The 12,263-nt window shown below is 67.0% G+C and carries 11 protein-coding genes; 4 read left to right on the forward strand and 7 right to left on the reverse strand.

The window, feature by feature from the left end:
* Positions 1 to 24: 24 nt before the first annotated feature.
* Complete coding sequence (locus CLM74_RS18105; protein ID WP_105164657.1) at positions 25 to 2,382, forward strand: family 20 glycosylhydrolase; 2,358 nt, start codon at positions 25 to 27, stop codon at positions 2,380 to 2,382.
* Positions 2,383 to 2,823: 441 nt separating this feature from the next.
* On the opposite strand, the gene CLM74_RS18110 is transcribed toward CLM74_RS18105, so the two are convergent.
* Positions 2,824 to 3,216 carry a membrane protein gene (locus CLM74_RS18110; protein WP_025878689.1) on the reverse strand — a complete coding sequence of 131 codons (393 nt, stop codon included), beginning with the start codon at positions 3,214 to 3,216 and terminating at the stop codon, positions 2,824 to 2,826.
* Complete coding sequence (locus CLM74_RS18115) at positions 3,213 to 4,397, reverse strand: SAM-dependent methyltransferase (RefSeq protein ID WP_025878690.1); 1,185 nt, start codon at positions 4,395 to 4,397, stop codon at positions 3,213 to 3,215. The genes CLM74_RS18110 and CLM74_RS18115 overlap by 4 nt, the downstream gene beginning before the upstream one ends.
* A gap of 59 nt (positions 4,398 to 4,456) precedes the next feature.
* On the opposite strand from CLM74_RS18115, the gene CLM74_RS18120 reads away from it, so the two are divergent.
* On the forward strand, positions 4,457 to 5,194 hold the full coding sequence (locus tag CLM74_RS18120; protein WP_025878691.1) for a pteridine reductase: 738 nt from the start codon (positions 4,457 to 4,459) through the stop codon (positions 5,192 to 5,194).
* 76 nt (positions 5,195 to 5,270) lie between these two features.
* Here the strand turns inward: CLM74_RS18120 and folK are convergent, their stop codons facing one another.
* Positions 5,271 to 5,756, reverse strand: a complete 486-nt coding sequence (gene folK, locus CLM74_RS18125) for a 2-amino-4-hydroxy-6-hydroxymethyldihydropteridine diphosphokinase (protein WP_025878692.1) — start codon at positions 5,754 to 5,756, stop codon at positions 5,271 to 5,273.
* Between the two features lie 93 nt (positions 5,757 to 5,849).
* Between folK and CLM74_RS18130 the strand changes: the two genes are divergently transcribed.
* Positions 5,850 to 6,593 carry a 20S proteasome subunits A/B gene (locus tag CLM74_RS18130; protein ID WP_025878693.1) on the forward strand — a complete coding sequence of 248 codons (744 nt, stop codon included), beginning with the start codon at positions 5,850 to 5,852 and terminating at the stop codon, positions 6,591 to 6,593.
* A gap of 71 nt (positions 6,594 to 6,664) precedes the next feature.
* On the opposite strand, the gene CLM74_RS18135 is transcribed toward CLM74_RS18130, so the two are convergent.
* The 4 genes from CLM74_RS18135 to CLM74_RS18150 form a co-directional block, all read right to left on the reverse strand.
* Complete coding sequence (locus CLM74_RS18135) at positions 6,665 to 8,176, reverse strand: hybrid sensor histidine kinase/response regulator (RefSeq protein WP_032975381.1); 1,512 nt, start codon at positions 8,174 to 8,176, stop codon at positions 6,665 to 6,667.
* A 4-nt stretch (positions 8,177 to 8,180) separates the two neighbouring features.
* Positions 8,181 to 8,621, reverse strand: a complete 441-nt coding sequence (locus CLM74_RS18140) for a response regulator (RefSeq protein WP_025878695.1) — start codon at positions 8,619 to 8,621, stop codon at positions 8,181 to 8,183.
* Positions 8,618 to 10,435 carry an ATP-binding protein gene (locus CLM74_RS18145; RefSeq protein ID WP_025878696.1) on the reverse strand — a complete coding sequence of 606 codons (1,818 nt, stop codon included), beginning with the start codon at positions 10,433 to 10,435 and terminating at the stop codon, positions 8,618 to 8,620. The genes CLM74_RS18140 and CLM74_RS18145 overlap by 4 nt, the downstream gene beginning before the upstream one ends.
* Positions 10,436 to 10,635: 200 nt before the next feature.
* Complete coding sequence (locus tag CLM74_RS18150; RefSeq protein ID WP_025878697.1) at positions 10,636 to 11,019, reverse strand: BON domain-containing protein; 384 nt, start codon at positions 11,017 to 11,019, stop codon at positions 10,636 to 10,638.
* Positions 11,020 to 11,207: 188 nt separating this feature from the next.
* On the opposite strand from CLM74_RS18150, the gene CLM74_RS18155 reads away from it, so the two are divergent.
* Complete coding sequence (locus CLM74_RS18155; RefSeq protein WP_105164658.1) at positions 11,208 to 12,251, forward strand: oxidoreductase; 1,044 nt, start codon at positions 11,208 to 11,210, stop codon at positions 12,249 to 12,251.
* The last annotated feature ends 12 nt before the right edge of the window (positions 12,252 to 12,263 follow it).

The following is a 12,263-nucleotide window of genomic DNA, read 5'->3' on the forward strand; positions in this document are numbered from 1 at the left end:
CACCCGATCCAAGGAGTCCTTCCGATGACGAAGCCCACCCGCGCCAGGATGCGCAGCCTTCTGTTGCTGGGCAGCCTGCTGGCCGCCCTGCCTGTGCTGCCGGCACTGGCCGCCGATGCCCCGGCACTCGATACCGGCCCTGGCCCGCAGCTGCGCGCCGGCAGCCTGATGTTGATTCCCGCACCGGCCAACGTGCAGCGCGGCAACGGCGCGGGCATCACCGTGGGCGCCACTACCGTGCTGCATGCCGATGGCGAAGCCGCACAGCGCGTGGCCGCACAGTTCGCCGACCTGCTGGCGCGCAGTGGGGGGCCGCGACTGGCCGTGGCCAACGGCAAGGCCGCCGCCAAGGGCAACAGCATCCGCTTCCAGATCGTGCCGACCTTCCGCGACAGCGGCGAGGGCTACACGCTGGAAAGCACCGCGCAGGGCGTGCTGGTGCAGGCCGGCAACGAGACCGGCCTGTTCTACGGCGCCACCACCCTGGCCCAGCTCGCCACCGGCGGCAGCAACGGCGTGCTGCCGGCCGTGCAGATCCAGGATGCGCCGCGCTTCAGCTGGCGTGGCTTCATGCTCGACTCGGCACGGCACTTCCAGAGCCTGGACGAGATCAAGCGCGTGCTCGATGCGATGGCCGCGCACAAGCTCAACACCTTCCATTGGCACCTGACCGACGACCAGGGCTGGCGCATGGAGATCAAGCGCTACCCGAAGCTGACCGAAGTCGGCAGCTGCCGCCTTCCGGCCGGTGATGGCGGCATCGATCCGGTCAGTGGCAAGGAGCATCCGTACTGCGGCTTCTACACGCAGGACCAGATCCGCGAAGTGATCGCCTACGCCGCCAAGCTGCATATCCAGGTCATTCCGGAGATCGATGTACCCGGCCACGCCACCGCTGCCATCGCCGCCTATCCGGAACTGGGTACGATCGACACGCCGTTGAAACCGTTGAGCGAATGGGGCGTGTTCCCGAACCTGTTCAACGTCGAGGACGGCACCGTTACCTTCCTGGAAAACGTGCTGGAAGAAGTGATCCAGCTGTTCCCGGCCAGGTATGTGCATGTGGGTGGCGACGAGGCGGTGAAGGACCAGTGGGAGGCGTCAAAACAGGTGCAGCAGCGCATGCGCGCGCTGGGGATCAAGGATGAGATGGCCATGCAGAGCCACATCATCAAGCGCCTGGAAACCTTCCTGGAACAACACGACCGTCGCCTGATCGGCTGGGACGAAATCCTTGAGGGCGGCCTGCCGCCGCAGGCCACGGTAATGTCCTGGCGCGGCACCGAAGGCGGCCTTGCTGCGGCCAGCGCCGGCCACGATGTGGTGATGTCGCCGGTCAGCCACCTGTACCTGGATTACCTGCAGACGGCCTCGCCGAACGAACCGCCGGGCCGGCCGACGCAGGTGAACCTGGCCAAGCTCTACAACTACGAACCGGTGCCGGCCGAACTGGCCGCCGACAAGCGCGGGCACATCCTCGGCCTGCAGGCGAACATGTTCACCGAGCACACGCGCACCTACGCGCGTCTGCAGCACAACCTGTTCCCGCGCCTGGCCGCCGTGGCCGAGACCGGCTGGAGCACGCCGGAGCGTCGCGATTTCCGCGACTTCCTGGCCCGCCTGCCCTCGCAGCTGCAGCGCTATCGGGCCTGGGGCTTGGCCTACGCGCAGACGCCGTTCGAAGTAGGCGTGGCCTACACCGATGACCGCGCGGCGAACACGGTGACCGTGTCGCTGGCCAATCCACTGGGCTATGAAGTGCGCTACAGCAGCGACGGCAAGCCGGTGACCGCGCAATCGCCGCTGTACCGGCAGCCACTGACGTCCACGCTGCCGGCGACGGTGCAGGCTGCCGCCTTCTACCAGGGCCAGCCGCTGGCTGCGAAGCCGACGGTGGCGGCGTACACCGCGCAGTCGCTGCTGTCGCGGCACAGCGAAGCACTGCGCAGCTGCGTCGGCGAGAAGGGCCTTGTCCTGCGCCTGGAAGATGATGGTCCGCGCGAAGGTGCACGTGCGGTGTTCACCGTCGACATCTTCCAGCCGTGCTGGCGTTGGCCGCAGGCACAGCTGGATGGCATCGGCAGCGTGGAAGTGCGCGCGGGCCGCATTCCGTACTACTTCCAGCTGGCCCACGACGAGCCGAAGCGTCGCTTCGAAAAGGCCCGGAGCGCGCACGGCGAAATGCTGATCCGCCGCGGTGACTGCACCGGCAAGGTCCTGGCGCAGGTGCCGCTGCCGGCGCAGACCGATGCCGACGGCTTCGTGACCCTGCGCGCGGCTTTGCCGAAGGGCACCTCGGGCACGGGCGATCTGTGCATCAACTTCACCGGCGACACGCGCCCGGCGATGTGGGTGCTGGATGAGGTCACGCTGGGGAAATAGCGGCGGACACGCATGGCGTGGATCTACTGTAGCGCCAGGCCATGCCTGGCTGCCTTTGGTAGACGCCAACCTTGGTTGGCGCCGCCGAGATCCATCCACGCATGGCGTGGATCTAACGTAGAGCCAGGCCATGCCTGGCTGCCTTTGGTAGACGCCAACTTTGGCTGGCGCCGGCGAGATCCATCCACGCATGGCGTGGATCTACAGTAGAGCCAGACCATGCTTGGCTGCCTTTGGTAGTCGCCAACCTTGGTTGGCGCCGGCGAGATCCATCCACGCATGGCGTGGCTCTACCGTAGAGCCAGGCCATGCCTGGCTGCCTTTGGTAGACGCCAACCTTGGTTGGCGCCGGCGAGATTCATCCACGCATGGCGTGGATCTACTGTAGAGCCAGGCCATGCCTGGCTGCCTTTGGTAGATGCCAACCTTGGTTGGCGCGCCTTACCCCCGCCAGCGCAGCAGCATGTCGCGCAGCGGGGTCAATGCGGTAGCCATCCCCGCCAACACGCCAACGGTGTTGGCCACCGCATCCATCGGATCGGCCATGCGGTTGCTGGTCAACGCGCCCTGCGCGAACTCGATGCCGACGCCCATCAGCACCAGGCCGGCACCCACCCACAGCAGTGGACGGCCACGCCGGAACAACTGCACCGCGCTTCCAGCCAGGATGAAATAAGCCAGGAAATGCTCGCCCTTGTCGCTGTTTTCCGGCAGCGGGATCGGCGGCGGCGGAATCAGGCAGACCACGATCACCGTCAGCACCGCCAACACCCACAACGCGGTCCACAGTCGTGGCCGCCGCAGCGGCTTGATCACCGGCAACGCTGCACTCACAGGCGCCAGCTCAGGTCGCCCAGTTCGAAGGCCGGTTCGAAATCGACGTCGCGCTGCAGGCCAATTGCCTGGAAACGCTCGCCCATCTCCGTTGGCAGGGTCAGCTTCTTCACCTGGTCCCGCAACTGGATGCGGCCCACTTCATCGGTGCGCTCCTCGGCCAGGGTCAGTACCTGGTCCAGGCCGTTGCCGAGCAGGAAACTGGCCTGGCTGCAGTACCCGGCCAATTCAAATCCGCCATGCAGGCCGGCCTCGGCCATGGCAGTGAAATCGACCGATGCGGTGATGTCCTGCAGGCCCGGCCAACGATGGATCTCGTTGTGCACGTGGTGACGGTAGAACGCGCGCACGGTGCCGTCATCGCGTTCTTCCTGGTAGAACTCGCCCCGGTTGTAGCCGTAGTCCACGAACAACATCGCGCCGCGCCGCAGGCCACCGGCCACCGCCTGCAGCCAGTACGGCAGCTGCGGCAGCACTTCGGAACGGTAGCCGTCGGCAAAGGGCTTTTCCAGGTAGCGCTCGAGATGGCGCACCGCGCCGTTGAGCAGCAGGTCGGCCGGCTGCGCGCCACGGATGAAATTGCCCTGCCCGTCCAGTTCGACGGTTTCCTCGTATACCTCGCCGTCCTTGATGAGGAAGCGCGGTGTCGGCAGCGCATCGATCACCTCGTTGGCGAACACCACGCCGTCCCAGTCGTCCTCGAACGGACGATCAAGCCATTCCACCCGGCCGGCCAGTTCGGGCGGCAGGTTCTGCTGCAGGCGCTCCTGCTGGCGCTGGCGCAGGTCCGCACTGGGTTCGAGGATCGCGTAACGGGCCGGCAGCGCCTCCAGCTCGGCCAGGCGCAGCAGCACCGCCTCGGCGAAGGCGCCGGTGCCGCCGCCCAGTTCCAGCATCCGTGCGTGCGCATCGAGCTGGCCGAACACCGGCGCCAGTGCATTGGCCACGCTGCCGGCGAACAGGCTGCCGAGTTCCGGTGCGGTGGTGAAATCGCCGCTGCCGCCGAATTTGCTGGCACCGGCGCTGTAGTAGCCCCAGCCCGGCGTGTACAGGCACAGCTCCATGAAGCGGGAGAACGGCATCGCCCCCCCCTGTGCGAGGATCTCGGCACGCAGGGCGGCGGCCAGTTGATCGCTGTGGGCCAGGGCATCGGCTTCGGGCAGGGGGAAGGTAGGCTGCATGGCGTCTTCGAATGCGGTGACAATGGTGCACAGGATAGCCGAGCCTTGGAGGACCCTCGATGAGTGACACCGCCCCCGTGGCCCTGATCACCGGCAGCGCACGCCGGATCGGCGCGGCCATCGCCCGCCAGTTCCACGCCTGTGGCTGGTCGGTGGTGCTGCACGCCCATACCTCCAGCGCCGAACTGCAGCAGGCCGCCTTCAACCTGGACAACGAGCGCCCCGGCAGCGTGCTGGCGTTGCAGGCCGATCTGCGCGACGCCGATGCCCTGGCCGATCTGGTCGAGCAGGCGGTCACCCACTTCGGCCGCCTGGATGCGCTGGTCAACAACGCCTCCAACTTCTTCCCCACCCCGCTCGGCCAGGTCACCGCCGAGGCGATGGACGAGCTGTACGCGGTCAACGCGCGCGCGCCGCTGCTGTTGGCCCAGGCTGCGGCTCCTTACCTGCGCCGCCAGCATGGCTGCATCGTCAACCTGACCGACCTGCACGGCACTGACCCGATGCGCGACCACATTGCCTACACGATGGCCAAGGCCGCGCTGGAAATGGCCACCCGCTCGCTGGCGCTGGAACTGGCGCCGAAGGTGCGGGTGAACGCGGTGGCACCCGGTGCGATCCTGTGGCCGGAACAGGGCAAGGACGATTTCGCCCGCGAGGCGCTGCTGGCGCGCACGCCGCTGGCGCGGATCGGCACGGTCGAGGAAATCGCCGAAGCGGTTTACTGGCTGGCGGCCGAGGCCAGCTTCGTCACCGGCCACACGTTGCGCGTGGATGGTGGGCGTACGGTCAGCTGAAATGTTGCCGGCCAGCGGCCGGCACTACCGGTAGCGCCGGGCCATGCCCGGCGAGCGCAGCGGCAACAACAACCCGTCATTCCAGGTCCACGACCTCGAACGCTTCACCAAACTGCTTGTGCGCGCGCCACAGCGTGGCCAGGTCCAGGCCGCTGACCGGATCGACGAAGTCCGGGGCGATGTCAGCCAGCGGCTTCAGCACGAAGGCATGCTTCAGTTCCGGGCGCGGAATGCGCAGATGGCCGGGGCCCTCCACCACCAGGTCGCCATAGAACACCACATCGACGTCCAGGGTCCGGTCGGAGAAGCGTGGGCCGCTGCGGTCACGACCATGCGCATCTTCCAGCGCATGCAGCCAGTCATCCAGTTCCTGCAGCGGCAGGTCGGTCTCGAGGGCAACGCCGTTGTTGAGGAAGGCCGGGCCGTCGAAACCGACGGCAGCGGTGCGGTAGGCGGCAGACACCTGCAGCGCGCCAAAGCGCTCGCGCAGGGCCGCCACCGCAGCGTGGAGGTAGCGGCGGGGATGGACGTTGCTGCCCAGGCTCAGGAGCACGGTGGTCATGCGGTTCCGGTGACGGCAATCAGGTGGAGCGCGGGCATGCCATCGTCACAACGGCCTGCCTACAATCCGGGACGCATATGATAGGGCACCGACATGACCTATTGCGTTGGAATCGAGGTGGACGAGGGCCTGGTCTTCGCCGCCGACACCCGCACCAATGCCGCGCTGGACGATGTCCGCGTGCACCGCAAACTGCACGTGTTCGAATATCCCGGCCAGGCCGCCTATGTGGTGATGGCCGCTGGCAACCTGGCCACGACCCAGTTGCTGGTGTCGCGGCTGAAGCGCGATGCCGAGGAGCGGCGCACGCCGAACCTGCGCGACATGGCCCATCTGTTCGAGGCTGCGGCCTACGTCGGCTCCCTGCTGGTGGACAGCCAGGTACAGAGCCAGCACACCGAGCATGGCCACGACGGGGTGAACACCCAGGCGACGCTGATCTTCGGTGGACAGATTGCCGGTGAACAGCCTGGCCTGTACATGGTCTATCCGCTGGGCAACGCCATTGCCGCCTCGCCGGAGACGCCCTATCTGCAGATCGGTGAGTCCAAGTACGGCAAGCCGATCCTGGACCGCATCCTGACCCCGTCCACGCGCCTGGAAGATGCCGCACGCACGGCGATCGTCTCGCTGGATTCGACCATCCGTTCCAACCTGTCGGTGGGCCTGCCGGTCGACCTGGCGCTGCTGCGCGCCGGCGAACTGCGGATCAGCCAGCAGCTGCGGCTGGGCGCCGATTCACCGCTGTATGCCGACATCCACCAGAACTGGTCGCGACGGCTGGAACAGGCGGTGGAAAGCCTGCCGCGGTTCCCGTGGGAACCCCAGGACCGGTAGTGCCGGCCCCTGGCCGGCAACCGCAATGATCCGACCACAGATGCCGGCCAGCGGCCGGCACTACCCCTGTTTCAGCCCAGCGCGTCGGCCACCGCGCGGAACACCTGCTGCATCTGCAGCGGCTTGCGCAGCAGGTGCACCTCGATGCCAGCGGGGAACACATCTTCCGGCATCTCCCCGGCAGCGTCTTCCAGCACCAGTGCCGGGCCGCGGTAGCCGAGCGTGGCCATTTCGCCCAGCAGCTGGCTGGCCGACAACAGCTTGGAGCCGGCATCGGCAATCACCAGCGCCGGCATCGCCTCCTGCTGCATCCAGCGCAGCGCAGCCGGGCCATCGGAGGCCAACTGCAGCTGATAGCCCTGGCTGGACAGTGCATTGCCCAACAGCGACAGGCGGGTGGCTTCACCATCGACCACCAGGATCGACTGGCCACTGCCCAGTGCCACCAGCTGTTCGATCGGTTCGCCGCCCTCGGCGCTGGCATGCATCGGCAAGCGCAGCTCGAAGCAGGTGCCCCGCCCCAGCTGGCTGTCGACGTGGATGCTGCCACCGGCACCTTCAACGATGCGCTTGCAGGAAATCAGGCCCAGCCCGGTGCCATCGGCCTTGGTGGTGAAGAACGGGTTGAACAGGTGCGACAACGTGTCCGCATCCATGCCGGTGCCTTCATCGACAACCGCGATGCGCAGCCAGTCCTCGCCATCGCGCTGGCCACCATGGCTGGCGGTCAGGCTCAGGTTGCCCCCCTGCGGCATCGCCTGGATCGCGTTGAGCGCCAGGTTCAACAACACCTGCTGCAGCTCGGTGTAGTTGGCATCGACCACCAGCCCCTCATCCTCGACCACCAGGTCCAGGCGGACGCCATCGGGCACGTTGCTGCGCAACAGCAGCGCCACGGCCTGGAACAGGTCATCGATGTGGATGCGTTCGCTGGCCTTGCGCGAGCCGCGCACGAACGACAGCATCGATTCGGCCATCTCATGGCCACGGCGACCGCATTCGGCGATCACGTCGGCCAGGTGGTGCAGCTGCGGATCTTCGGTACGCGCCTTCAGCAGGTCCGGCATGATCAGCAGCGGCTGCAGGATGTTGCGCAGATCGTGGCTGAGCCCGGCGGCCAGCAACGACAGGCTTTCCAGCCGTTGCGCGCGCATCAGCTCGGTTTCCACCCGCGAGCGCTCGATGGCGCTGCGTGCCTCACGCACCGCGCGCGCCACGGCCGACGGCAGGCGCGCCGGCTGGTGCTTGATGATGTAGTCGTTGGCTCCCTTCTGCAGGGCCGCCACCGCATTCTCCTCGCCCATGGTGCCGGAGACGAAGATGAAAGGTACCTCCGGCAACGCATCGCGCACGATGCGCAGCGCGTCGTCGCCGGAGAAACCGGGCATGCTCAGGTCGGACAGCACGATGTCCGGCTGGAAGCGCGCCAGCGCATGGCGCAGGTCGTCCGCGCTCTCGACACGCTCGAAGGTGGCCTCAAGGCCTGCATCGAGCATCTGTTCGGACATCAGCTCGGCATCCTCCGGGGAATCTTCCACCAGCAGGATGCGCAATGCGCCGAGCGCGGGACCGGTCAGGGGCATGGGCCTACTCGATCTCCGGAGCCTGGTTGATCAGTGCCCAGAACTTGCCCAGGGTCTGCACTGCGCCGAAGAACTGGTCCACGTCCACCGGCTTGACCACGTACGCGTTCACGCCCATGTCCCAGCTGCGGGCCAGGTCGCTTTCCTCGCGCGAGGAGGACAGGATCACCACCGGCAACCGCTTCAGCTCATCGTGTTCGCGGATCTGCCGCAGCACTTCCAGGCCATCCATGCGCGGCATCTTGATGTCCAGCAGCAGCACCGCCGGCAGGCCCTCTTCGCGGCTGGCGAAGGCGCCGCGGCGCAGCAGGTAATCCATCACTTCCACGCCGTCTTCGACGTGCACGATGGGATTGGCCAGGCGCGCTTCCTGCAGCGCATCGATCGCCATTTCGGCGTCGGCCGGGCTGTCTTCGGCCAGGAGGATGGTGCGCAGCGTCGTCATGCGATGGGGCCCTGTTTGTCCGTGTCGAGCACGGGGGGAAGATAGAAGTGGAAGGTGGCGCCGGCATCCGGTGCGGCTTCGGCCCAGATGCGGCCGCCATGGCGGGTCAGCACCCTGCGAACGCTGGCCAGGCCGATACCGGTGCCGGGATAGTCGCTGGCCTTGTGCAGGCGCTGGAATACACCGAACAGCTTGCCGGCGTAGGCCATGTCAAAGCCTGCACCATTGTCGCTGACCGTGAACTGATGACCGCCATCGGGCTGCTGCTGGTAGTCCACGCGGACCTTGGCCGGCTCGCGGTTGGCTGAATACTTCACCGCGTTGCCCAGCAGGTTCAGCCAGACCTGGCGCAGCATGTTTTCGTCGCCCACCACGATCGGCAGCGGCGCGATGCTCCACTCCACCTGATGGGCGTGGCCACTGCTCTCGGCTTCGCTCTGCACGTTCGCGTCGAGCATCGCGCGCGTATCGGCCACCAGCGACTGCATGTCCACGGTCTGCTGGCGCATCGCCACGCGGCCCAGGCGCGAATAGACCAGAAGGTCGTCGATCAACGTGGCCATGCGCCGCGCTGAACCGGAGATCACCCCCAGGTAGTGCTGGCTCTTCTCGTCGGCAGCCTCGCCCAGATGGCGCGACAGCTTGTCCGAGAAACCGGCGACATGGCGCAGCGGCGCGCGCAGGTCGTGCGACACCGAGTAGCTGAACGCTTCCAGTTCGCGGTTGACCTCCGAGACCTGGGCAACCTTGCCCTCCAGCTGCCGGTTCAGTTCTTCAACACGTGTCTGCACCGCACGCTGCACGGTCACATCGCTGACGGTCAGCAGCACCACTTCATCGTCGGTGTCAGGCAGCGGCATGCGCCGGGCGTTGAGCAGCATGTAACGGGACATGCCGTCGACGGTGCGTTGTTCGTGTTCGAAATCCCACAGTTCGCGGCCGCGCAGCAACACATCGGCTAGACGCTGGCGCACCACCGGGTCACGCCACGCGCCCTCGCCTACGTCTTCCAGCAGCAGGCCGTCGGCGCGCTCATCCTGCAGCCCGTACAACTCGGAGAACGCGGGATTGTGCAGCTGCACGCGCAGCTCGCGATCCAGCAGCACGATCGGTTCGCGCACGGTCTGCAGCACCGACGCCGCGCGTGCCGCTGCGCGCTGCGACTGCCGCTCTGCCTGCAGGCGGCGGCCGATCTGCCGTTGCAGCAGCCACAGCACCAGGCCGAGCAGTGCCAGCTGCACCAGCAGCGAGCTCCACGACACGAAGTTGGTCTGCCGCTTCTGTCGCTCCGCCTGCGCGGTGCGCTGGGCCAGCAGCGCTTCCTCACTGGCCTGCAGCTCTTCCACCAGGCCGCGGATCGGGTAGCGCGTGCTCAGGTCCTGCACCAGCTCGCGCTGGTCGCTGTTCGGCTCGGACTTCGCCAGTTCACGCGCAACCCCCAGCCGGCCTTCCAGCATCGACTGGATGCGGCCGATGCGGATCAGCTGGTCGGGATTGTCGCGGGTCATCCGGCCCAGTTCGGCCAGACGCTCGGGGATGTCGTTGGCCTTGCCCATGCGCTCGCGCAGGCCCGGCGCGTCCACGCCCTTGGACAGCGTCAACGCAGCAGATTCGATGTCGCGCACGTCGGTCTGCAGCTGCTGCAGGGCCACGGTCACCTGCTGGGTATGGGTCACCCAGCCCATGGCCAGTTCGTTGTCCTGCTGCAGTTTGCGCAGGGTCAACCACGGGACCACGATGATGGCTGCCGCTGCCAGTGCCAAAGCAGGCAGTCGCCAGCGATCCCAGATGTCATCACTGAAAACCAGCGCCATAGTTCCTCGTCAGCTCAGCCGGGGAGTGCGATCCGGGCAGGACCGGCCACGGCGGAACCGGCAATATAGCGCAGCCGGTCACATCTCTGGGGCAATGGGTCATTCGGCGGGGCGCCCACCAGCACGTATCGAGCAGGCGCCACAGCACAAAACAGGGGCGCCCCCGTGGGAGCGCCCCTGCCGATAACCTGCGGCATCGATCAACGCTTGGCGGCGCTGACCTTCAGTGCGGCGGCATCAACGCGGGTCACGCCCTTGATGCCCTTGGCGGTGGCGATGGCCTTGTCATGCTCGGCCTTGGTGGCAACGGTGCCACTCAGGCTGACCACGCCATTGACCGTCTCCACCTTTACTTCGGTACCCGGCACATTGCTGCTGGCGAGCAGATCGGCCTTGACCTTGGTGGTGATCCAGCTGTCGGTGACCGGCTCGTTGGAATCATGGCGGTCTGCATGGGTCATCGCCGAATGATCGGTTTTCGGCGGGCTCTTCGCTGCGGCGTCCTGGGCGAATGCGGCCGAGGAGGACAGCGCCAGGCCCAGGGTGAGGGCGGAAGCCAACAGCGTACGGGTCGTGGTGCTCATCGTTTGGTTCTCCTACTGGTTGGTGCGCCCAGTGTCGCCAAGTGCTTGTAGTGCAGGCGTGGCGCTGCGGTCACGCTCACGTGAATGGGCGCACCCGCAGCGGGAATGGTTCAGCTTCCGGGCGCGTAGTCATCTCGTTTACCCTGAGGTTCCTGTCCTGCACTTCACGATCTGCGCGGAGTCCTCCCATGCGCCCTGAGCTGCAACTGGCCCTGATCGGCTACGGCCTTGCCGGCCGCGTCTTCCACGCCCCGCTGATCCAGCACACGCCGGGGCTGGCCCTGCACAGCGTGGTCAGTTCGCAGCGCGATACGCTGCTGCGCACCTTCAGCGACGTCCACGTACGCGCTACCGCACAGGAGGTCTTCGACGACCCTGCGGTAGATGCGGTGGTCATCGCCACGCCGAACGAACAGCACGCGCCATTGGCCATCGCCGCGCTGGCCGCCGGCAAGCATGTGCTGGTGGACAAGCCGTTCGCCGTGAGCGTGCGCGAAGCCGAACAGGTGCTGGCCGCAGCGCGCGACGCTGGACGCATCGCCACCGTGTTCCAGAACCGGCGGTTCGATGCGGACTTCCTGACCCTGCAGGCGCTGCTTGCCGACGGCACGCTCGGTGACATCGCCGAATGCCACGCACATTTCGACCGCTACCGTCCGCAGGTGCGCGAACGCTGGCGCGAGCAGGACGGACCGGGCAGCGGCCTGTGGTACGACCTGGGGCCGCACCTGCTGGACCAGATGCTGGTGCTGTTCGGCTGTCCGCAGGCGATCGATGCGGACCTTGCGGTGCAGCGCGAAGGCGGCAGCGGCGTCGACTATTTCCACGCCGTACTGCATTACCCGCGCCATCGCGCGATCGTGCATGCCGGTTCACTGGTCGCTGCGCCTGCCCCCCGTTTTTCCGTGCATGGCACGCGGGCCAGTTGGATCAAGCATGGCCTGGACGTGCAGGAGGGGCAGCTACGTCGCGGCATCGCGCCAGGTGCGCCGGGATGGGGTATCGATCCGCGCCACGGCGAGCTGCTGCACTGCGATGCGGAGGACAACGTCCTGCGCAGCACCGTGGACAACCTGCCGGGCGACTACCGGCGCCTGTATGCCGACTTCGCGGCGGCGATGCAGGGTGAGGGCGAGCCGACGGTCAGCGCGCAGCAGGCGCTGCAGGTGATGCGGCTGCTGCAGGCGGGGATGGATAGCGCACGCGAAGGGCGGCGGGTGCAGGTGGGGTGATCGGCAGGGCTG

Origin of the sequence: Stenotrophomonas sp. MYb57 (assembly GCF_002966815.1) — a bacterium.
Lineage (GTDB): Bacteria > Pseudomonadota > Gammaproteobacteria > Xanthomonadales > Xanthomonadaceae > Stenotrophomonas > Stenotrophomonas indicatrix.